Below are 21,510 nucleotides of genomic sequence, written 5' to 3'. Positions count from 1 at the left end.
CACAGTAGATAAGTGAACGAAATTAGCGTAGGAAAAATGCTTGAGAACAAGGCGGAAATTTTCGATAAGTAGTCAGCCTACAATCAAAATTGACAACGCAGTTATCGAGCATTTTAACAAGCTAAAGTGGTCAGTTATCTACTACGATGGGTATCATTTGTAAGGGCTTTCGAAGTCGCTTAGCTGAACCAGCACGCTTTTAGTTTGCGTGTAATGCTTCAGTGTTTCGACGCCGTTTTCGCGGCCAACACCAGATTGTTTGTATCCACCAACTGGCATTTCTGCTGGAGAGTCACCCCAGGTGTTCACCCAACAAATACCCGCTTGAATTTGGTGGATCACGCGGTGAGCGCGAGATAGGTTTTGGGTAAAGACACCCGCGGCTAAGCCGTAATCTGTGTTATTTGCACGCGCAATCACTTCCGACTCATCACGGAATTTCAGCACTGACATTACTGGGCCAAAGATTTCTTGCTGCACATGGCTCATGTTGTCATCACAGTCGATAAATACCGTTGGTGCAACAAAGTTACCCCTTGCGAGACCATTCTCTGTTACTTTGTAACCGCCAGTAAGTAAGGTCGCGCCGCTCACTTTTGCCGCTTCAATCGCTCCCAACACTTTAGCCTCATGATCTTTAGAGATCAGAGCGCCAATTTGCGTGTTCTCATCAAGCGGGTCGCCCACAACCAACAGTTCAGTACGAGATTTAAGCTGCGCAATAAAGTCATCGTAAATACCTTCATGCACAAACACGCGTGTACCATGAGTACAAACTTCACCTTGCGTGTAAAAGTTCGCCACCATGGCGGCAGACACCGCATCGTTTAGCTTTGCGTCATCAAAAATAATCAGGGGTGATTTACCGCCTAGCTCCATGGTCACTTGTTTCAGTGTTTTAGCGCTATCACCCATGACCACTTTGCCTGTGCCAGACTCGCCTGTGAATGACACTTTCGCAATATCAGGATGTGCTGTCAGCATTTGCCCTACGCGGTAATCCCCTTGCACGACATTAAATACGCCATCTGGCATGCCAGCTTCTGAATAAATTTCTGCTAGCTTCAGCGCGGTTAATGGTGTTTCTTCCGATGGTTTGAAGATCATCGCGTTGCCCGCAGCCAATGCAGGTGCCGATTTCCACATTGCAATCTGAATTGGATAGTTCCACGCGCCAATCCCTGCACAAATGCCTAGTGGTTCGCGACGTGTGTAGAAAAATTGGTCTTGGTTAAGTGGTTGCTGCTCACCTTGGAGGCTTGGCGCAAGATTCGCGTAGTACTCAAGTACATCTGTACCCGTTATTACATCAACAGCCACCGCTTCTTGAATCGGTTTCCCCGTATCTGCAACTTCTAATGCAGCAAGCTCATCATTGCGCTCGCGCAAAATAGCAACCGCTTTGTGCAAGATACGACTACGCTCTAGCGCCGTCATTGCAGACCACGCAGCAAAGCCTTTCTTTGCTGATTCAATCGCTGCTTCAAGATCGCGTTGATCAGCTTGTTTAACATTGGCCAGTGGTTCAGCATTCGCCGGATTGTAAGTGGTGAAGTGTTCTTGTGAACACCCGTTATACATCGCACCATTGATATAGTGTGCTTTCATTTCCATTGTGAAGACCTGTGACTTTTAATTTTTTTGTGAGTAATACGTGAGTTGTTTTTCGAGATAATCGTTGATGATGATTCTCGCTTTACCTGCATCAATGCCTTGCGGGTTGAGCGTTCCGCGTAGCCAAATACCGTCAATGAGTGACGCAATCCCATTAGCAACCAGTTCTGCTTGCTCTGTATTTAATAATGCTTTGAGCTCTTTTCTTAAATGAGACAAAAGACGTCGTTCATTAACACGTTGTAGACGCTTGAGCTGTTCGTCATGCATCGAGTACGACCAAAACGCCAGCCATGTTTTAGCGACTTGGTTTTCTGCCTGATAACCGACAAAGTTACCGTCGATAATGGCATTGATTCTTTGTTGATGCGCATCGCTTGGTAGCTCACGCAGTTTCTGCGTGATCGTGGATGACAGCTGACGCAAGATCTCACGCATTGTTTCTTCCAGCAGCCCGTGCTTACCACCAAAATAGTGATTAATGATCCCGGTTGATACTCCAGCTTCTTTGCTGATCAACGAAATACTCGCGGCATGTAAACCGACCCTATCAATCACTGACATTGTCGCTTTCACCAGCTGTGGTTTCCTTATTTCAGGCATCCCCACCTTCGGCATTTTGCATCCTTGTTGTTTTTAATTGAACGGTTAGTTAAATATAAAATGCCTGAAAATTAGTTCGAACTCAAATTATTTTTATAGAAAAACATCATTAACAAGCATGAAAATGTTGAGGGCGCGGGCAAAAAACACGTGCTAGGAATGAAAAGGAAGAGATCGCCCCTTCTGCTCTAGGATTATAAATACCCTATTTAATCAGGAATTTATAAACAACAAAACCTTAAAACCCTTACTACTAACATGGGCAATTTTTCAAATCGGAATTTTTCCTTCAAAAAAAATACATCGTGCACTAATCATTTAACCCGCATAGACTTAGGTGCGCAAGAATTAATCACACAAAGTTGTTACCGTTGCATAACATCGATAAGTGCAAAGAAGGAGGTGGTATCTACAAACAATTCACCTGAGCTTAAATGATGTAATGAAAATCAAGATCGTGAATAAACCATCGATTTTAGTTTCATGGTTACGTTCAAAAATATTCGCTTTATACTTAAATGAGCACATGAAAACAGGAGTTATTTATATGCTTATTACCTTTCGTTGTCGGAGCTATTCAAATGTCACTATGTTTGGGGATATTGGCTTAGAGATGATCAAAATGATGGGTCATCGCGGTACCGTCCCAAGTTCACTTTCTGCTCAAGAGGTCCCTGAAGCACTCTCAAAATTAACCGCGGCTATTGCCTCAAAGAAATTGTTGCAAGACGCACAAGACGCCGACAACGAGGAGGATGAGCAAGAGGAACAAACAGTCAGTTTTGATCGTAGAGCTTTCCCTCTGATTGCACTTCTTAAATCTGCAATTGAAGACGAGTGCGATGTCTCGTGGGATAAAGGATAACGCTCGGTTCAAGCGAGATTGAGGCTAACGCTTCAATACCTTAAAGCTCATTGTAGAATGTCCATACACCCGCCACCTCTAGCAGAGATACCGTGAACATTATGGCGTGGGTGGATGTTGTCTCGTCGCTTTTCTCGATGGAATAAAACCAAGTAAAAAATTTATCGGTCAGTTTGGCGCTATTCAAAACGCAGCGATTTGGTTAAGTCATTGGATACTTTTGTGATTCGTCAAGGGTCAGAAACATTTTGGCCCTTTCGTGATCGTCGGCATTATTGATATCTTACAAAACAAGCGATCTAATTTCGATTACTTGACTATAATCCTGTTGAGAATCGATGAAGATTTAAGGAGGGGTCTCATGGGTATCCGAGATAACATTGCCGCTCTTGAACAACAAATCTACGTTGCTTGTTCTGAGGGAGACTACGACACCGTCAATATGCTTGAGCATCAACTCGAATATTTGCGTGGCAAAGTGGAGCATCCGCTCGATGATGATCCTTATGCCCTAGACACGCGGCTCGAGTGGGAAGATGACAAGATCGAATAGAAAAAACCTCCGGTGAGCGAGCGCCGGAGGTTTTTGTTTTTGGGTATTTGGGGTAATAGTCAGCTCGATTTGGTCATCAACTCTTCCAGCGCTTTAATTGATGACGAGACTTGATCAACCAGTGCACTTTTGTGAACTATGTAGGCATCCAAAGGTTCCACCGCTATCTCGATGCCCTGACAAGTGTTCATCAATGCGGTAAGGCCTAAGCTTCCCGCACTGCCTTTTAACTTGTGAGCAAGATCTTTGACACCTTGGCTGTCGCTTTTATCCGCTGAGTCTTGTAACTGTTTAAGAATGTCTGCACTGGTGTTTCTGAATAAGTCGATAATATGCAGCATCTTTTCTCTGCCTAAGATTTTTATGTCAGATTCAATCACACTGGAATTAATGATGGCCACCTCTGGCTCCTCTATTTGTTGGTCTTCGCTGAGCTTATTTTTTTCCGTTGTCCCTTCTGATAATGTCTCGCCAAACGGCGTGCCCTCGACAGTTTGGGGCAACAGCAGTTGCTTACCATCCAACATATCCTGAATCAATGCAGCCAACGCTTCTTTAGCAATCGGCTTAGGTAAATAGCCATCAAATCCTGCAGCCAAATAGCGTTCAATCTCTTCGGCAAACACATGAGCAGAGACGGCAATCATTGGGGTCGGTGTCAGCGCTTTATCCGCAGGCTTATTGGCTTCAATTTGTTTTAGACGTTGAATCAGCTCTGTGCCATCGCAATCAGGGAGATTAATATCCACCAAGGCAATATCAAAATCTTGTTGCGCGAGAATCGATTCTGCTTGAGAACCATCTTCTGCCATCACCACTTGGTGACCCATGTTTTCTAAAAAGCCTTCAGCAACAACCCGGTTTACTTCGTTGTCTTCCACTAAAAGGACTTTTGCTTTCACTTTACAGCGCGCACTCGCAACCACACCAGTTTCAACAGGTTCGCTCTCTTCTAGTGGAATAGAGAACCAGAAACGACTGCCATGTCCCGCTTCCGAGTCCACATTTAAACAACCACCCATGGCTTCTATAATGCGCTTACTGATCGCCAAGCCAAGACCGGTCCCACCCGTTTGGTTCATACCACCTTCCGCTTGTGTAAAGACATCAAACAACGTGCGCTGCTCTTTCTCTGCAATGCCTATTCCGGTATCAGACACTTCGAAAAGCACTTGCGACTCATCTTCTGGATTCAGGCTCACGTAAATATCAATCTCGCCTTCATCGGTAAATTTGATTGCGTTGCCAACGAGGTTGTTCAACACTTGGCCAATACGTGTAACATCGCCTTTCCAGTAACGGCTCACATCACTTTCTATATGATAAGAGAAAAGCAACTTTTTCTCTTGTGCGCGGCCATTCATCAATTGAAATGTGTCTTCAACCATTTGATGCACGTCGAAGCCTAACTTGCGAATATCCAAATGTCCGGCTTCGATTTTAGAGTAATCCAATACATCATTTAGAATCGCGAGTAGCGTTTTACCACTGCGGTTAATGATCTCTGCATATCGCTTTTGAATAGGATTCAGCCCAGAGTCAATCAATAAACGGGCTGTACCCAGTACACCATTCATCGGTGTTCTTATCTCATGACTCATCGTCGCTAGAAACGCGGATTTAGCGCGGCTGGCCTGCTCTGCTTGTTTTCGTGCTTTGGCATGGTTAAGCACTTCTTCATTCAAGCGGCGGTTAGCTTGTTTTAACTGAGAGGTTCGCTGCTCAACCAACTCTTCTAGGTGTTCTTTGTGGTTTTCTAATTCGCGTTTAGCTTGAGCTTCCCCTTCTGCGACCACTTTTAACGCCTGCGCGGTATTACGAGCGGTAATGATGGCCTGTCCCATATGTGCAAGTTCATCTTTCCCCTTTACTTCCAACTCGACTGCCAAGTTGCCCTGCGCTACAGACAATAAGGCAGCAGAATATTCAGCCAGTCTTTTAACCACGGAAACATACACGACCCGCCAAAGAATCAACACAACCACAATCAAGCCCACAATAGAAATGACGGTGAGAGACCACTGTGCAAACTTCAACGTACTGGTCAATTGATCAACCGCGAAAGTGGTGGTTTTATTTGAATTATCAACCAACTTGTTGACCGTGCCATTGAGCCCCGAGAACAGCTCTAATGTTTTTTGCATCAGTAGTTGAGATTGCTCGTTGTTCTCATACTGCTGCATCAAAATGGTGAATACGACTTGCCGCTTGCCAAGTTCTGTAAGTAACTGACTCATTTGCTTTGAGCGTGTTGGGTCTTCTACGGCAAGCACGCGGCGCTTCATTATTTTAAGATTGCTTTCGAAATCCGTTTGCACCTGCTGAATTCGCTCAATATTGGTTAAAGTGCGAGCTTCTTCAATTTGGTTAAGCATTTTAAAGGCGAGAAGGTGCAACTCATGCAGACGTTCAGCCAAGTCTAAATCGACTTCCACTAGCGCATCTAACGCCTGATATACTTGCTCTTTTTTGTTCGATTCTAATAGATCATAAATATGCGTGACGTTCGCTACCGCAATGGTACTGGTGTTTTGAACTTGTGTCCGAGTCAGCTGCTCGAGCTCTTCACTGAGCAAACGCATCTCTTCGACGCGAGCGTCGATCTCTTTTGCTAACCAGAGCTTTCTCTCTACCGAAACACCTAAGTCAGCCAGGTTATTAATCACGCTCTGGACATCGCTTTCCAAAGTCTCTAGCAACTTGGAGTCAAACGATTCACCGCCCAACTCTTTAATGTGCTTAAGCAACGATTCGAGCTGTTCGAATAACACTCGTCCCGACTCTTTTCTCTCTTGCTCATTTCGTGCATTTGAAAGCATTTGCACCGATGAAATAATTCGAGTGCTCAATTCTGACACTTGTCTGGCTTCAATCATGGCCGGGATCGCAGAATCAACCACGTTTCTTTCCGTCTTGGCGACCAAAGAAAACCCTGACACGCCGATAAGCGCTGACAAAATGACTAGCATTGCCATCGCAATAAAAGACAACAAGAGTTTACGACCGATGCTTGCGGTTGCTAGCAACATATTTTCATGACCTTAATGTTCGTGTTCAGCGACATATTACGGTATATTTTGCAGTGTTTACTTAATCTATGCCAACGAACTTCATTTCATGGTCAAAAATCAACTCGCATTTCGCACAGCTCCCAGATATTTTACACTGGCGTTATCACTCTTCGTTTCTTTGCCTACGGCAGCGGCAGAGAAAATATGTGCCATTTACCCCCACTTAAAAGATTCTTACTGGTTGTCAGTCAACTATGGAATGGTGTCCGAAGCGAAAAAGCAAGGGGTGGAGTTACGAGTTCTGGAGGCCGGCGGCTATCCAAACCAAACCCGTCAAGAACAACAGCTTACTCTGTGTAGTCAATGGGGGGCAGATGCGATTGTCCTTGGTACGGTGGCCCCTCATGCTTATAAGCACTCCCTTAAAAGCTGGGTCGGCAATATCCCTGTCTTTGCGACTGTCAATCAACTGGATCTGGATACAGAGCAAAGTAAACTCCTGAAAGGGACGGTTGGGGTTGACTGGCATTGGATGGGTTACGAAGCGGGTAAGTACCTCGCGACACACCATCCCAAGGGCTCAGGAAAAACCAACATCGCCTTGCTATTGGGCCCTCGTACTAGCGGGGGGACGAAACCCGTCACGGCTGGCTTTTATGAAGCAATCCAAGGTAGCGACATTAATATCGTTGAGTCTTTCTGGGCAGACAACGATAAAGAATTGCAGCGCAACCTAGCTCAACGCGTGATCGACATGGGCAATATCGATTACATCGTAGGCAGCGCCGTGGCGATTGAAGTTGCGATCAGTGAGCTGCGCAGTGCAGGAAAAACAGAAGACATCGGTTTGGTCTCAGTGTATCTAAGTCATGGTGTGTACCGTGGTTTGCTGCGCAATAAAGTCCTATTCGCTCCTACTGATAAAATGGTGCAACAAGGTCGGCTTTCGATCTTACAAGCCGCCCACTATTTGAGAGGTGAAGCGTATGAAAGACATGCGTCACCTGTCATCGAACCACTGACACCAAAAACACTTCATGACGATACGATCGAAGAATCGTTATCTCCGTCAGAATATAGGCCAACATTCCACGTAAAGCCTGTTGATTGATCAACTAAAAAAGTGTTCTATTGAAAGAGTCCAATTAATAATCATAAATTCGGTAATAACTTGATGCAAAAAACCATTCGTACCATGCCAGCACACAAAAACGTCGCGTTGGTTGCTCACGATCACTGCAAGCCTGAGTTGCTTCGCTGGGTAACAGAAAATAAAGAAAAATTGCAGCGCCACTTCCTATACGCAACGGGCACCACCGGCCACATGTTGAGCAAAGAAACGGGCCTTGCGATTAAAAGCATGATCAGTGGCCCAATGGGCGGTGACCAGCAACTTGGCGCTCTTATTTCTGAAGGCAAGATCGATGTATTAATCTTTTTCTGGGACCCTCTGAACGCAGTACCACACGACCCAGATGTAAAAGCGCTTCTTCGTATCGCCAGTGTTTGGAATATCCCTGTTGCGGCCAACCGTGCCACGGCGAAGTTCCTATTCGATTCACCGCTCTTAGAGCAAGAAGTGGATATTGAAGTGCCTGACTACGATGCCTACATCGCCGGGCGCACCTAAACGCCATTGATATTCCTCGATAACACAAAGGCGATACTCAGTATCGCCTTTGTGGTTTTTGGAGGTTACTCTCTCTACATTTTAGCGTGGGGACTTAATGGGGTAGTCACCCGTCACTAACTCCTGAACAAATGCTGACCCAGCACCTGTATGGGTAATCCAAACTTTTTCTTTTGCTCTAGTCATTGCGACATAAAACAATCTGCGTTCTTCAGCATAAGGGAATTTGTCTTTGGACTCTGTCAGTGCACCATCAATGTGAATTTGCTTTTTCTTCGCCGGAAATTGTCCCTCATCAACAGAAAGAATGATGACAAAATCTGCTTCCCTTCCCTTACTCGCGTGACAAGTCATAAAGCGAATATCGAGATTTGGGAAACGCCTTAACCAATCATCATACAAATCTGGCTTATGATAATGATTACGCCCGAGCAACAAAACTGACTTGGTTTGCTTTGCTTGTTGATTTAATTGATCAAGGATCTTTTCAACTTGGTTACTTGGCACGGTATGCACGCTCTTTTGCTTACGTTGTTTGTGACTGTTTAGCGCCTTAGGTAACTGAGATGGATTTTGTTGAACAAAGGTATTGGCAACATCACCAATCTGATTGTTAAAACGGTAAGTGGTATTAAGGTGATGAACGGTAGAATGCACAAATCGCTCTTTAAAACCAGTAATGAGATTTACATCAGCCCCTGCAAATTGATAAATAGCTTGCCAGTCATCACCCACTGTAAATAAAGTAGCGCCCGCTTGTTTCTGTGTTGACTCGCACAGCGCTTCTATCAGTGCCAATCGGTCTGGAGAGATATCTTGGTACTCGTCAACCATGACAAAACGCCAAGGTGAAACAAATTTTCCTTTCTGTACATAATCCGTCGCTCGACTGATCATGGTTGGGAAATCCACTTGGTTACTCTCTTTGAGCATTTTTTGCCAAGCAGTAAAACATGGCCAACACAAAGCCAGTTCGCTGTTTAATCGAGTGTAATCTTGATGATTCACCAACTTTTCTTGCACTTGCTTTTTACTCAGGCCGATGGCCGCTAAGTGGGACAGTTGTGCGTCTAGCCAAGCGATCAGCTTCGGGTTTTCTGAATGGCTGCCTAGCTCATCATCCCCTTTTAAGTAAGCGATCGGCCATTTATCTAAGTGCTTTTGCCAGCGTTTAAAATTGGTCGGCGTCATCCAGTGCTTTTTCAGCCAGTCCACACACCAAGCAGTACGCTGGTTATCATCCAACGCTAAGCAGCTAATTTCGACAGGCTGTTGCTCCACTTGGTTTAAAATGTATAAACCCAGTTGATGAAAAGTATTTACACGCACGCCTTCTGCCGCCATACCGACTTTATCCACGAGTCGCTCTTTCATCTCTGTCGCCGCATCCCGGCCAAACGCCAACATGAGCAATTCTTCCGCTTGCGCTTGATGACTTTGCAGTAAATAAGCGACTCGCGCCGTCAAAACACTGGTTTTTCCTGAACCAGCACCGGCGAGGACTAAGTTGTGATCATCATTAAGCAACACCGCATATTGCTGAGATAAGTTCAGGGGCGAAGATTCAATACGATTGAATAGCACTTCCCAATTAGGGCGCTCTTTTTCAAGCCAGTCTCGGTTTCGTTCACCCAGCGTAGTCGACGTATCAACAAGCCAAGGCTCAATTTCTGACATCCGGTTCGGCATCCGCATTTTGGCTTCTTCTAAAGTGGTTTTTATCTCAATCAACTCTTGATTAAGATTCTCAACCCAGCCCAGAACTTGAGAATGCGATAAGTACGCAGGAAGATGCTTGAGCTTGTCTAGCTCTTCTTCCCATTTAGGCAAGTATTCCGCTAATTTTCGACACTGGTCGTTGTGCCACTCTTGATATTGACGCACCGACTCTAGGGCGAACTTTCGGCATTGGGGCCAAGGTAACCCCTGAACAAGCCAGCTTTGTTGTTTATCGCCTTGTTCATGGGCAAAAAATTGAAGAGAACTCCAGAATAAACCTCGCTTTACCCTGACTTTGCCATTCCAAACCGTAAAAGGGATATGCTCTTCACTACCTATTGAGCTTAATAAAACACTGTTCTCTTTTATTTCGACGTGATGGTACTCATTTTGAATAAAAAACTGTGCTTTGCTAGTGGCAGTGAGCTGCATGAAACGTGCGCCTTTTAAGTTAGAAGTTGTCGGTTTATATCATTTTAAGGCACCGAATTGTAGTAATGGCGAGCCTCTAAGTAAGCATCTTTTTTTATTCTTTAATAAAATTCACATTACTGTCGGTTTAATGAGCGAATAATCATAAGCATGTAAAATTTCATTGTCATTGAGAACGAAATCAAGTTTAAGTCAATGACATCACTGTTGATTTCATAAACAACAACGATATTTTTTTAAAGTAAATCATAAACACGTTATAGTGGCGTTGCTAATATTTCCCCCATATCTCATCGGTAACGTAAGGCGCATTGTGCAAGCAACTTCTAAATTTCGACTCTATTGGGCCAATAAAACCATAAATTATAGCGTTCTTATCTTAATCACCTTGCTAGGGGTCGTGATCCCGACTTGGCTCTTTGAACAAAATACGCTAATAACGCCGCTTACTCTAGGTGTTATCGCCGCTGCATTGGCTGAAACGGATGACAGTTTCACTGGGCGAATTAAGGCGTTACTCCTTACCTTCCTCTGTTTTGCTGTAGCGGCTTTCTCGATAGAGATTTTATTTGATACGCCTTGGGCCTTTGCGGCAGGGTTATTTATTTCCACCTTTTGCTTCATCATTCTTGGTGCGATTGGCCCCAAGTATGCCAGCATTGCATTTGGCTCTTTGCTGATCGCTATTTATACCATGCTCGGCGCCCATGAGAGCACCAACATTTGGTTTCAACCACTATTGTTACTAACAGGGGCGGCGTGGTATTACTTTATGTCAATGATTTGGCAGATGTTTTGGCCACTTCAACCCGTGCAACAAAGCTTGGCCAATGTGTTCGTTCAACTGGCGAACTACCTTGATGCAAAAGCAAAGCTGTTTCATCCGGTCACCAACCTTGCCCCTCAGCCAATGCGAATTGAAGCGGCTAAACTTAATGCCGCGACAGTCATGGCATTAAACGCTTGTAAAGCGACATTGCTAAACCGCTCCAAACGAGGTCATATTGATGGGCCAAGCGACCGATTTTTAAATATTTACTTTATCGCACAAGACATTCACGAACGCGTTAGCTCAAGCCATTATCGTTACCAAGATTTAGCAACCGAGTTTGAACGTTCCGATGTATTATTCCGCTTTAAGTATCTCCTAGAGTCTCAAGCTCAAGCCTGCCGCGATATTGCTCAAGCCATCCAGCTTGGCAATGAATACACTCATACCGATCAATCCATTTTGGCTTTAGCTGAGCTGCAAAACTCTCTCGCTTATTTAGAAGAACAAAAGCAAGGCCACTGGAAGCGCTTGCTGATGCAGTTAACATATTTATTCAATAACTTAGCGACCGTTGAAAAACAGCTCAACAACATTAATAACCCCGATGTTGAAGGCTTAGAAGAAGAAACGTTGGCAGATACCAACCCGCATACATTAAAAGCGATGTGGCAACGTATTTCAGCCAACCTACACAAAGATTCGATGTTGTTTCGTCATGCATTGCGTATGTCGATTGCATTAACCGTCGGATACGGGATCATCCAAGTGTTCAGCATCGATCGAGGCTATTGGATACTGCTAACGACACTGTTTGTTTGCCAGCCAAACTACAGCGCGACACGTCAAAAACTCACAGCGCGAGTGATTGGTACGCTGGCAGGGTTATTAATTGGTGTTCCACTGCTTACCTTCTTCCCGTCGCAAGAGAGTCAGTTGGTGTTTATTGTTATCTCTGGCGTCATGTTTTTCGCATTCAGGATGAACAATTATGGGTACGCGACCGGCTTCATCACGCTATTGGTACTCTTTTTGTTTAATCAATTAGGAGAAGGTTACGCCGTCGTGTTGCCTCGTTTAGCGGATACGCTTATAGGCTGTGCACTCGCAGTTGTGGCCGTCTTGGTTATCTTGCCTGACTGGCAATCGAGAAGACTGCACAAGGTAATGTCGGATGCGATAGACGCAAATAAGCAGTACCTCGATCAGATCATCGGTCAGTATCGGATAGGAAAAAAAGACAGTTTGAATTACCGCATTGCCCGCCGCCAAGCACACAATAATGATGCAACACTCTCTTCTGCCATTAGTACGATGCTTGCTGAACCGGGTAAATATCGCGCCGCCCTTGATGAAAGCTTTCGCTTCTTAACCCTTAATCATGCAATGTTAAACTATATTTCGGCGCTCGGCGCACACCGAACGCGTATCGAAGATGAATCTATTCACAAGCTGGTTTTAGATGCTCACCGCTGCATTCATCAGCATTTGGATGTACTCCATCAACAGCTCCACCAACATTGTGAAACGTGTGATCTTTCTGGCATCGACGATGCCGGCCTTGAGCAACGTTTAAATGAATGGCGGGACGAAGATGACAGCTCCGCCCGGATGGTGTTGCAGCAGCTTTACCTTATCTATCGCATGCTCCCAGAGCTACATTCATTGGCGAGTAAGTTTGCGGTGAGAGTTAACTAGCTTCATGTATCAATAACAGACTATAAACAAAGGGAAGCCCACTTGGCTTCCCTTGTGATCTCCCTCTTAAATAGGTGGAAAAACCTAACATAGAAAAATCTGACGTATCACTTAACACAGCTTGACAATATTCGGACAAAAGGTAATCGATCAAATCATAATCTACTTATATTGAATAAGTATGTTGTGTCCCTATCAAGGACGACGAAATACGGCTAACGAAGGATAAGCCTAAATACAACGAGGAAATTGAGATGACGGCCCAACAATTTAATGAGCTCAAGCAAAAGCTGAGTAACCTGACTGCCAGTCAGTTGAAATCACTGCAAGGTGAAATCAGCATTAAGTTAAATAACAAGCAAAATCCGCTACTGTCTGTTGAAGAAAGAGATATGTTATCCAAACTATTTGTGTAATCAAACCGTGTATATTCGATAACTTCGTGACCGTTTTTTTATTTAGAATAACGGCTTATCGAAACGTTCGGCCTTACTCCTTCGTATAGGCCGTCCATGCGCAACGACCGCATAAGGCTCCTACCCTAAGCTTGACGTCAAACATTATTTTTCTGCTCAACGTCACTGAAAAAACCTTGTTTTCTGAACCTTCATAAGTCTATGTATATAATGAAGTAAAGGATAACGATAAGGGAATTCAGTCACATGAAAACGACACCTTCAATACTCTCCGTTCTGCTGCTATCTGCACTTTCAACTCATACAAACGCCAGCGAATGCGGCAAAATTACTATCGCAGATATGAACTGGAATTCGGCCAGTTTAATGGCGCACATCGACCAATTTATTCTTAATGAAGGCTACCACTGTGATGCGGAATTAATCCCTGGTGATAGCGTTCCAACGGGCACGTCAATGATTGAAAAAGGCGAGCCCGATGTTGCACCTGAGTTGTGGACAAATGGCATTAAAGAAGCACTCGATAAAGGTATTGCCGATAAACGCTTACGTATTGCCGGCGAGTCGCTGGTAAATGGGGGTGAGGAAGGTTTTTGGGTCCCTGCTTATTTAGTCAAGCAATATCCAGAACTGGCAACCATCGAAGGCGTTATTAAGCATGCGGCGTTGTTTGAACACCCGGAATATGAAGAGAAGTTCGCTTTCTATAGTTGTCCTGCGGGCTGGACATGCCAAATTACGTCTGGTCACCTATTTAACGCGTTAGGGCTGGATAAACATGGATTTGAGATGGTCGACCCTGGCTCCGGCGCCGCCTTAGCCGGCACCATTGCCAAGGCTTATGATCGCAAGCAGCCTTGGTTTGGTTACTATTGGTCACCAACGCCAGTATTGGGTAAATATGAGATGGTCAAAGTGGACTTTGGCAGCGGGACCGATTTGGACGAGTATCGTAATTGCACAACTCAGCCAGATTGTGTATCACCAAAAGTGACGATGTACCCGCCCTCGCCCGTTCGTACGGTGACAACAGAAGCGTTTGCGAATAGAGAGTCCGCAGCGTTCGCTTATTTACAAAAGCGGGGCTTTACTAACCAGCAGATGAGTGAACTGCTCGCGTGGATGGAAGATAACTACGCTGACGGTGAAGAGGCGATGTTCTACTTCTTTGATACCTATCCTGATTTATGGAAAACATGGGTATCGAAAAACGTCGCAATGAAGATCGAAAAAGCACTGTAACGATCGCATGCCAAAACGAACAAATTATTTCGCCTCCTTTCTATAACGATTTAGGAGGCTAACTATGCTCATACATGGTATGCCGGCTCATCGTTTCTGCTGGTGAAAAAGGCCGCGTACGCCGCCTTAATGTGGCTTATTTGTATTGGCTCTAAATCACCCCACCCGCACCTTGTATTGAGCGCTCGCTACTTTCAACTAAGAATGCCGTTGCGCTTTGCTTAAGGGTTTCCCACTCTTGGTCTTCAACAAAGATGCCATTTTTCCATGATGTTTGCTGAGCTCGGAGCAACTCATCTCCTTCAATATGAATAGCATAATCTTGTGAGCTCTTTTCAAGATCGAAATCGTTGATTGAAAGCTCAATGATCATGCGATGAAGATCCGTCTCCTGCTCATCAACCTGATCCGAGAAAAATACTTCGGGTGCGATACGTCCTCGATTGAGTACATAAAGCGTGCGTCTTGGGCTGGAACCATTAATCCACTGTGCGCGGCAAGCAATCCCTTTAGCCGATAACTTCAGTAGTTCACTGAATGCTAACCAGCGATTATGACACTGCTTCAATGTAACGGTAATGGATTTGCTGTTGATCATTTTCTCAAGTGCGAAGTCCAACACGGTAGGTAAGTGGCACGCCACACTACCATTGTGCAAATCCATCTCGATGCTCGATGGCGTGCTGTTGGTCACCGATACGGCGCAGTCGGAATCTAACTCAAGAAACAGGCTGGCGTTATTAAAGTGGCGTACTCCGTGCAAACCGACCATTTGCAAATCCGCCACCATGTTTGCGATGACATCCGCCTCACCACAGTGACGGCGCATGCCAAGAAATGCCTTATTAACCACGGCCACCAATTCGTTATGAGAGACGATCATACTGCAAATCCTCCGTTGATTTTTTGATTGTCACTTTGCGTAATTTCTTCACGCTCAGGCATGCTTGGGAAAATCCAGTTATCTGCCAATTGCGGGTCGTGAATTTCATCCACCAGCGGCGCACCTTGGAAGAAGGTCACGCGAACCCAACGATCCGAGCGTGGATCAAACTTAGTCGCACCAAAGATAGCCAACTTACAGCGCAATAAGTGCATTGGCAGTGCATCTTGGCGTAGCACGTTCATTTGAATATCACCCATTGCTCGGTTGCCTAACGTCCATACGCGACGTGTGATCGAACGGTAAGTCGGATTTTGCAACAGAAACTCTGCTACGGACATTTCTTCATCACAACCAAGCAAAGCGTGGTACAAGCGATTCACTTGTCTGCCGATATCAAGCGGCAGCTCTTTTTCTTCTCCTGCTTCCTCCCCACGAACACCAAGCCTTGGTTCTTCTTTGTCTTGTGAACGATACCAGAACCAGTAGTTGTTCTCGGCTAGTGAGTAATCCGCATCAATCACCCAGCGGTATTTGCTTTGCAACACCTCAAGTAAATCTTGGATCTTTTTCCCGCCCGGAATCGATAGCGTTTCATCCGTATTCATTTGGCTAGCAAATTCGTCCACCAAAGATGGGTAGAGTTCAATCAAGCAAGAGGTGAGGATTTCTTGGGCTTCCACACTCATTGTTTTCTTATGCTCGACCAAACTCGCCCAGTTCGGATGTGATGCCATTAACGTTGTGAGTTCAGACAATAGTTGTTTGATGTCCGCTATCGCTTGGTGATTGAGCCTGTCTTGATGCTCATTAATGGTGATAACTTGCTCTAGGTGACGTTGCGCTTTGTTTAGTAAAGCTTGCAATGGCGTATGGAATGATTCTTCACATGGCATGGCAAAGACTCGCGCAATAGCACGTTCGCGGGAGGTCATCCATTGGTCAACGATGCACGGGTGATTAATCAAGTATGGAGCCATGCCTAAGCCAGTAGCATTGCCGACACCAAGGTAGCGCTGCAAGCCACGATGCAAAGCCACCGCTTTGTCGCCTCCTTGCTGAAGTGCCAGGTAGTGCACCCAATCTAGGCTGAATTCACGCAACATATATACGGCACACATTTGCGCACTAAAAGACTGGCTGAAATCTGGGTTATTCTCTAACAGTTTGAAATCGGCGATGCCAAACTTTCCGTTGCCATAAACGGCCGTGGTACGCAAGATATAACCCACTTCCGCCAGCTCTTTTGGCTCGGGCTGCTTGCCTTGAGAAAGTGCGCTAACAATGTGTTCAAACACACGCACGCTTTTGTTTGCGCGAGCCAGAACAAGCACGTTATTCGGATTGCGTCCCGCTTCTTGCAGCGGTACATTTGCTCGCAATCTTTCCAACAAAGTAACATCAACATCGCCTTGAACCAGTGCGAATGTGACGTCCCACTTTTCAGCAATGACGCGATCATTACGCTCGTCATCAGCAATTTCATCACAGAACACCACCAAATGATAAACGTGCTCTAGCGTGGTCAATTTGTAAATAACGTGACCATAACCACGCGGACAAAGTTGCCACTCATGCTTGGTTACCTGCCAATTTTGGCTTGCCATATTACGAATCAGACTACGAACAAAGCTGATTCGGTTTTGGTGCATTGCGCCAAGCCTTTCGGCTGCCATGACAATCGCTGCGTCGCGCATAGTTGCTTCCGTATAAGTAGAACGATGTGCATCCATTTTGCTCACCACCTATTTGTTATTGTAAGAATACTAGGGTTTGTGCGGATGCAGGAGGAAAACACCCGCACAAGCTCCACGTTGTTTGAATTAGATACTTGTTATAGCCCTTGCTCTTTCGCCATTTTGATTGCGATTTGCGGTGCATTCCAAAGTGACGGCAACAGAATCAGAGAAACCGGAACCGCGGTAATCACAATGAAAGATTGCAGTGCAGAGATGCCACCAGAGCCAAGCGAAATCAGGATCAGTGCTGTCACTCCCATCATTACGCCCCAGAAGGTACGGATGATCGCATTCGGCTCCGTTTCACCACTGATCACGACACTGATGGTGTAGGTCATTGAGTCGCCCGTTGTGACGATGAAGATCGTGGTTAAAATCAGAAATAGAATCGAAGTCAGCATCGGCATTGGTAGCTGCTGAGTCACTGCAAGCAAAGCACCTGGCAAGTTAAAGCCTTCAAACGCCGCACTCACACTACCCGGTTCCGCAATTTCAAACGCAAGGCCTGAGCCGCCTACAATCGTGAACCAAAAACAGGTGGTGAGTGGAGCCACAATACTGATGGTGGAAATAACTTGGCGAATAGTGCGACCACGGGAAATACGCGCAATAAAGATTGCCATCATCGGACCATAACCAAGGAACCAGCCCCAGAAAAATACTGTCCACCAGCTTAGCCAACCTTCGTCACCGCGATAGGTCGCCATTGGGATAAAGTTATCCAGCATGCTCCCTACACCTTGAATGTATCCGTTAAAGATAAAATTCGTAGGGCCAAAAAACAGGATGTAAACCATCAATGCCATTGCCAGAATCACGTTGTAACGACTAAGCAGTTGCATGCCTCGGCTTAATCCACTGAGTGCTGACAAGGTGTAAAGCGCAATCGCAAACAAAATGATGATAAGCTGAGTCGTAAAGCCATCAGGAATATCAAAAAGCGCATTTAACGCGTAGCTAACCTGCAAGCCTAGAAACCCAATTGGCCCGATAGTGCCCGCGGCTACCGCGATAATGCAGCACGCGTCAATCAATGCACCGAGCTGGCCTTTAAGCGCTCGTTCGCCCAACACTGGATAAAGCAAAATACGGGGTTTTAGCGGTAAGCCTTTGTCGTAATGCAAATGCATGACCACGATAGAGGTTAAGCTACCAACAATTGCCCAAGCCAGAAAGCCCCAGTGCATAAAAGATTGAGACAATGCATTCACTGCCGCTTGCTGCGAGTTATCTTGCGCGCCATACAAAGGTGGCGGATTCACATAGTGTGCGATAGGCTCTGCCGCCGCCCAAAAAACGCCGCCACCAGCCAGTAGGGTACAAAAAATAATCGCCATCCAACGAAAGGTGTCCATTTCCGGCTTAGCGATCCCACCCAACATCACCTTACCTGTTCGCCCTGCAGCTAATCCAAGACCAATAAGAAAAGTGAGAAGAAGCAATAACTGCCAGTAAGGCCCAAACACTTGAACTGCCCAGCCAAATCCGGCATTAACGAGTGTCGATAACAGCTCGCCATCATAAAGTGCGATGGCGACGAATAGGCCGATAAAACCGCCGCTATACCAGAAAGCGGGGTTATTTAGACCTAATTTATCCGTGGTGTTAGTCACCGTTGATGTTTTGCGTGTTGTTTGTGCCTCGCCTGATGACACGCTCACCGCGGAAGCTTTCATGCTATTGGTAAAATCAGACATACTCTGACTCCAGAGGTTTGTTGCAGCTGCCAAAGACTGGCTACAAGATGTGAGTTTTACGCCTGCCGTATTGTTGTTATGTTGGCAGGCGGTTCCTAATTTGGGGAATGCTATGAAATAGGCTCTAATCCTTCTTTGAGGAAGTTGAACCAGTTTTCACCCAATATTTTTCCTGCCTCAGATTCACTGAATCCGTGACGCATTAATCCGTTGTAGATGTTCTCCATCCCTGCACTGCCGCAGAACCATGGCAGCGCATCTGGCCAGCCCGAGTTACTTGCTGACCCTTCGCCATAGTCCATCGCTTTTGACCAACGACCGTTGCGCATCCATTCCAACACTTGTTGCGGCTGGTTTAAGCACAGGTCGCTACCGATGCCTAAATGGTCGACACCAAACATATCTGCGGTTTTCGCAACCATTTGGCAGAAGTCATCCAGCGTACACTGGCTGCCATTTGGCAAATGGAACGGGTATAAGCTGAATCCAATCAAGCCACCACGCTCGGTTAACGCTTTAATCACCGTATTGGATTTGTTACGCAGTGCGTCATACGCAAACGTCGGGTTGGCATGGCTGATACAAATAGGACGCGAAGAAAGATCGATAGCTTCCAACGTTGAACGCTCGGCGCTATGGGACATATCAATGATCATCCCAACTCGGTTCATCTCTTCAATCGCTTGCTTACCGAAGCGAGTTACGCCGGAATCATTTTGTTCATAACAACCGGTCGCCAGTAAGCTTTGGTTGTTATAGGTCAGCTGCATGATCAGCAAACCTTGGCGGCGCATCACTTCAATCAAGCCAATTTCATCATCAATTGGAGAGCAATTCTGCGCGCCGAAGAAGATCCCAACTTTGCCTTCGGCTTTGGCTTTTTCTACGTCTGCCATTGAATAGATAGGCATAATGAGATCCGCATTTTGCTCAAAGCGTAAATTCCACTCAGCAAAGCGGGTTAAGGTTTCACGTGCGCACTCGTGATACACCATGGTGGCATGAACGGCGGTAATGCCACTCGCCTTTAGCGTTTGGAAGTACTCTCGATCCCAATTGCAGTACTGCAATCCGTCAATCACAATCCGTTGTTGGTACATAACCACTCCTTAAAAAACAATTTCTTAGCCTTTCAGTGTGGGGAGCTGATGCCATCAACTACCCAACTGTTCTTAGTAAGGGCGCTGATAAGCGGTTTTCACCACGGTGTAAAACTCTTTGGCGTACTGACCTTGCTCACGAGGACCAAAACTAGATTCTTTACGGCCACCGAACGGTACATGGTAATCCGTCCCCGCCGTTGGCAAATTCACCATCACGCATCCAGCCTGAACTTGCTGCTTAAAGATCGCACTGTTACGCAGGCTTTGAGTGATAATGCCGCCGGTCAGACCAAAGCGTGTATCGTTAGCAACCGTAATCGCTTCATCAAGATCAGACACGCGGATCACACTCGCCATGGGTGCGAAGACTTCTTCTTGGTTCACTTCCCAACTATTTTGTGTGTTCAAAAACAGGGTTGGCGACATGTAGTAACCGTCATGTTCAAGGTTTAAACGCTCGCCACCGAAAGCCAACTCTGCGCCCGCTTGACGGGCATTTTCAATCCAGCCGAAATTGGCATTCAGTTGGTTTTCATCCACCACTGGCCCCATGAATACGCCCTCTTTCAGTGCGTGACCCACTTTCAGCTCACTCATGCGTTTGATTAGCGCTTCGACATACGCATCGTGAATGCCGTCCATCACGACTAAGCGAGACGACGCGGTACATTTTTGTCCCGCACCAGAAAACGATCCCGCAATTGTCGCTTCAACCGCAATTTGAAGATCTGCATCATCAGCGACAACCAATGCATTTTTGCTGCCCATTTCCAACTGGCAACGAACAAAGTTTGGCGAGGTCGCTGCTGCCACTTTACGACCAGTATCAACAGAGCCTGTAAAGCTGACACCGTTAATCTCTTTGGAGTTAATCAGCGTATTACCCACTTGAGAACCGCTACCCAAAACCAGATTAAACGTGCCTGCAGGCAAGCCTTGGCGATGGATAATCTCAGTGAGAGCCACAGCGCTTGCTGGGGTTAAATTTGCCGGCTTCCACACCACGCTGTTACCAAATGCAAGTGCTGGCGCAATTTTCCAAGCCGCGGTAGCTGTTGGGAAGTTCCAAGGAGAGATAATGGCGATAACGCCGACGGCTTCGCGAGTCACTTCAACGGAGACACCCGGACGGACAGAAGCAGCGTTATCGCCAATTTGACGCAGCACTTCAGCAGCAAAGTATTGGAAGAATTGGCCTGCACGGTAAATCTCACCACGGCCTTCAGCAAATGGCTTACCTTCTTCACGTGAAAGCAAGGTGCCCAATTCGTCACAGCGTGCAATCAGCTCATCACCAATCGCTTGCAGCACCGCTTGTTTACGCTCTATGGGTGTTTTTTCCCACTCTGGTTGCGCCGATTTAGCCGCTTGGATCGCTTGTTCTACTTGCGACACACTCGCTTGAGCGAAATCACCAATGTTTTCGCTGATATCAGAAGGGTTAATATTGGCGATGGTATCCATGCCCGATTGCCATTCACCTGCAATGTAGAGGGATTTTTCTGCTTGAACATTGTTAATAAAAGTCATGGTTCT

General features: G+C 45.9%; 16 protein-coding genes. 7 read left to right on the top strand and 9 right to left on the bottom strand.

What is annotated here, in order from left to right; all coding sequences use genetic code 11:
* Window positions 1-153: 153 nt before the first annotated feature.
* Both betB and betI read right to left on the bottom strand, forming a co-directional pair.
* Entirely contained in the window at window positions 154-1,614 is a 1,461-nt protein-coding gene (betB, locus tag ATG66_RS02395) for a betaine-aldehyde dehydrogenase (RefSeq protein WP_098413810.1), read from the bottom strand.
* An 18-nt stretch (window positions 1,615-1,632) separates the two neighbouring features.
* On the bottom strand, window positions 1,633-2,232 hold the full coding sequence (betI, locus tag ATG66_RS02390) for a transcriptional regulator BetI (protein ID WP_098413809.1): 600 nt from the start codon (window positions 2,230-2,232) through the stop codon (window positions 1,633-1,635).
* A 532-nt stretch (window positions 2,233-2,764) separates the two neighbouring features.
* Here betI and ATG66_RS02385 point away from each other — a divergent pair.
* Entirely contained in the window at window positions 2,765-3,082 is a 318-nt protein-coding gene (locus ATG66_RS02385) for a DUF1840 domain-containing protein (protein WP_098414499.1), read from the top strand.
* 361 nt (window positions 3,083-3,443) lie between these two features.
* A complete protein-coding gene (locus ATG66_RS02380; protein ID WP_098413808.1) occupies window positions 3,444-3,635 on the top strand; it encodes a hypothetical protein in 192 nt (63 codons plus the stop codon).
* Window positions 3,636-3,694: 59 nt separating this feature from the next.
* Here the strand turns inward: ATG66_RS02380 and torS are convergent, their stop codons facing one another.
* Window positions 3,695-6,664 (bottom strand): TMAO reductase system sensor histidine kinase/response regulator TorS, encoded by a 2,970-nt coding sequence (gene torS / locus ATG66_RS02375; RefSeq protein WP_098413807.1) that lies wholly within the window; start codon window positions 6,662-6,664, stop codon window positions 3,695-3,697.
* A gap of 88 nt (window positions 6,665-6,752) precedes the next feature.
* Here torS and torT point away from each other — a divergent pair, with 88 nt between their 5' ends.
* Together torT and ATG66_RS02365 are read left to right on the top strand one after the other, a co-directional pair.
* Entirely contained in the window at window positions 6,753-7,757 is a 1,005-nt protein-coding gene (torT, locus tag ATG66_RS02370) for a TMAO reductase system periplasmic protein TorT (protein ID WP_098413806.1), read from the top strand.
* Between the two features lie 63 nt (window positions 7,758-7,820).
* Window positions 7,821-8,276 (top strand): methylglyoxal synthase, encoded by a 456-nt coding sequence (locus tag ATG66_RS02365; protein WP_098413805.1) that lies wholly within the window; start codon window positions 7,821-7,823, stop codon window positions 8,274-8,276.
* 81 nt (window positions 8,277-8,357) lie between these two features.
* On the opposite strand, the gene helD is transcribed toward ATG66_RS02365, so the two are convergent.
* Window positions 8,358-10,427 carry a DNA helicase IV gene (gene helD, locus ATG66_RS02360; RefSeq protein ID WP_098413804.1) on the bottom strand — a complete coding sequence of 690 codons (2,070 nt, stop codon included), beginning with the start codon at window positions 10,425-10,427 and terminating at the stop codon, window positions 8,358-8,360.
* 313 nt (window positions 10,428-10,740) lie between these two features.
* On the opposite strand from helD, the gene yccS reads away from it, so the two are divergent.
* The 3 genes from yccS (at window position 10,741) to ATG66_RS02350 (ending at window position 14,552) form a co-directional block, all read left to right on the top strand.
* Complete coding sequence (yccS, locus tag ATG66_RS02355) at window positions 10,741-12,894, top strand: YccS family putative transporter (RefSeq protein WP_098413803.1); 2,154 nt, start codon at window positions 10,741-10,743, stop codon at window positions 12,892-12,894.
* A 254-nt stretch (window positions 12,895-13,148) separates the two neighbouring features.
* Window positions 13,149-13,310, top strand: a complete 162-nt coding sequence (locus tag ATG66_RS20780; protein ID WP_179885571.1) for a hypothetical protein — start codon at window positions 13,149-13,151, stop codon at window positions 13,308-13,310.
* A gap of 246 nt (window positions 13,311-13,556) precedes the next feature.
* Window positions 13,557-14,552, top strand: coding sequence for an ABC transporter substrate-binding protein (locus ATG66_RS02350; RefSeq protein WP_098413802.1), 996 nt, complete (start codon window positions 13,557-13,559; stop codon window positions 14,550-14,552).
* Between the two features lie 151 nt (window positions 14,553-14,703).
* Here ATG66_RS02350 and ATG66_RS02345 read toward each other — a convergent pair whose 3' ends face one another.
* From ATG66_RS02345 to ATG66_RS02325, 5 genes are all read right to left on the bottom strand, one after another.
* Window positions 14,704-15,435 carry a DUF3726 domain-containing protein gene (locus ATG66_RS02345; RefSeq protein WP_098413801.1) on the bottom strand — a complete coding sequence of 244 codons (732 nt, stop codon included), beginning with the start codon at window positions 15,433-15,435 and terminating at the stop codon, window positions 14,704-14,706.
* A complete protein-coding gene (locus ATG66_RS02340) occupies window positions 15,432-17,168 on the bottom strand; it encodes a hypothetical protein (RefSeq protein WP_098413800.1) in 1,737 nt (578 codons plus the stop codon). Before ATG66_RS02340 ends, ATG66_RS02345 begins: the two co-directional genes overlap by 4 nt.
* 101 nt (window positions 17,169-17,269) lie before the next feature.
* The gene (locus ATG66_RS02335; RefSeq protein WP_098413799.1) at window positions 17,270-18,871 is read right to left on the bottom strand and encodes a BCCT family transporter; all 1,602 of its coding nucleotides are present in this window, start codon (window positions 18,869-18,871) and stop codon (window positions 17,270-17,272) included.
* Between the two features lie 110 nt (window positions 18,872-18,981).
* Window positions 18,982-19,971, bottom strand: a complete 990-nt coding sequence (locus tag ATG66_RS02330; RefSeq protein ID WP_098413798.1) for a membrane dipeptidase — start codon at window positions 19,969-19,971, stop codon at window positions 18,982-18,984.
* 72 nt (window positions 19,972-20,043) lie between these two features.
* Window positions 20,044-21,504, bottom strand: coding sequence for an aldehyde dehydrogenase family protein (locus ATG66_RS02325; RefSeq protein ID WP_098413797.1), 1,461 nt, complete (start codon window positions 21,502-21,504; stop codon window positions 20,044-20,046).
* Window positions 21,505-21,510: the final 6 nt, after the last annotated feature.

Source organism: Vibrio sp. ES.051, from assembly GCF_002563795.1.
GTDB lineage: Bacteria > Pseudomonadota > Gammaproteobacteria > Enterobacterales > Vibrionaceae > Vibrio.
The sequence above is the reverse complement of the archived record's forward strand: the minus strand, read 5'-3'. Positions and strand labels throughout refer to the sequence as shown.

What these genes read in the sequence shown, in the direction of transcription:
- betB (WP_098413810.1), bottom strand. Translation starts at nt 1,614, where the DNA reads ATGGAAATGAAAGCACACTATATCAATGGTGCGATGTATAACGGGTGT.
- betI (WP_098413809.1), bottom strand. Translation starts at nt 2,232, where the DNA reads ATGCCGAAGGTGGGGATGCCTGAAATAAGGAAACCACAGCTGGTGAAA.
- ATG66_RS02385 (WP_098414499.1), top strand. Translation starts at nt 2,765, where the DNA reads ATGCTTATTACCTTTCGTTGTCGGAGCTATTCAAATGTCACTATGTTT.
- ATG66_RS02380 (WP_098413808.1), top strand. Translation starts at nt 3,444, where the DNA reads ATGGGTATCCGAGATAACATTGCCGCTCTTGAACAACAAATCTACGTT.
- torS (WP_098413807.1), bottom strand. Translation starts at nt 6,664, where the DNA reads ATGTTGCTAGCAACCGCAAGCATCGGTCGTAAACTCTTGTTGTCTTTT.
- torT (WP_098413806.1), top strand. Translation starts at nt 6,753, where the DNA reads ATGGTCAAAAATCAACTCGCATTTCGCACAGCTCCCAGATATTTTACA.
- ATG66_RS02365 (WP_098413805.1), top strand. Translation starts at nt 7,821, where the DNA reads ATGCAAAAAACCATTCGTACCATGCCAGCACACAAAAACGTCGCGTTG.
- helD (WP_098413804.1), bottom strand. Translation starts at nt 10,427, where the DNA reads ATGCAGCTCACTGCCACTAGCAAAGCACAGTTTTTTATTCAAAATGAG.
- ATG66_RS20780 (WP_179885571.1), top strand. Translation starts at nt 13,149, where the DNA reads ATGACGGCCCAACAATTTAATGAGCTCAAGCAAAAGCTGAGTAACCTG.
- ATG66_RS02350 (WP_098413802.1), top strand. Translation starts at nt 13,557, where the DNA reads ATGAAAACGACACCTTCAATACTCTCCGTTCTGCTGCTATCTGCACTT.
- ATG66_RS02345 (WP_098413801.1), bottom strand. Translation starts at nt 15,435, where the DNA reads ATGATCGTCTCTCATAACGAATTGGTGGCCGTGGTTAATAAGGCATTT.
- ATG66_RS02340 (WP_098413800.1), bottom strand. Translation starts at nt 17,168, where the DNA reads ATGGATGCACATCGTTCTACTTATACGGAAGCAACTATGCGCGACGCA.
- ATG66_RS02335 (WP_098413799.1), bottom strand. Translation starts at nt 18,871, where the DNA reads ATGTCTGATTTTACCAATAGCATGAAAGCTTCCGCGGTGAGCGTGTCA.
- ATG66_RS02330 (WP_098413798.1), bottom strand. Translation starts at nt 19,971, where the DNA reads ATGTACCAACAACGGATTGTGATTGACGGATTGCAGTACTGCAATTGG.
- ATG66_RS02325 (WP_098413797.1), bottom strand. Translation starts at nt 21,504, where the DNA reads ATGACTTTTATTAACAATGTTCAAGCAGAAAAATCCCTCTACATTGCA.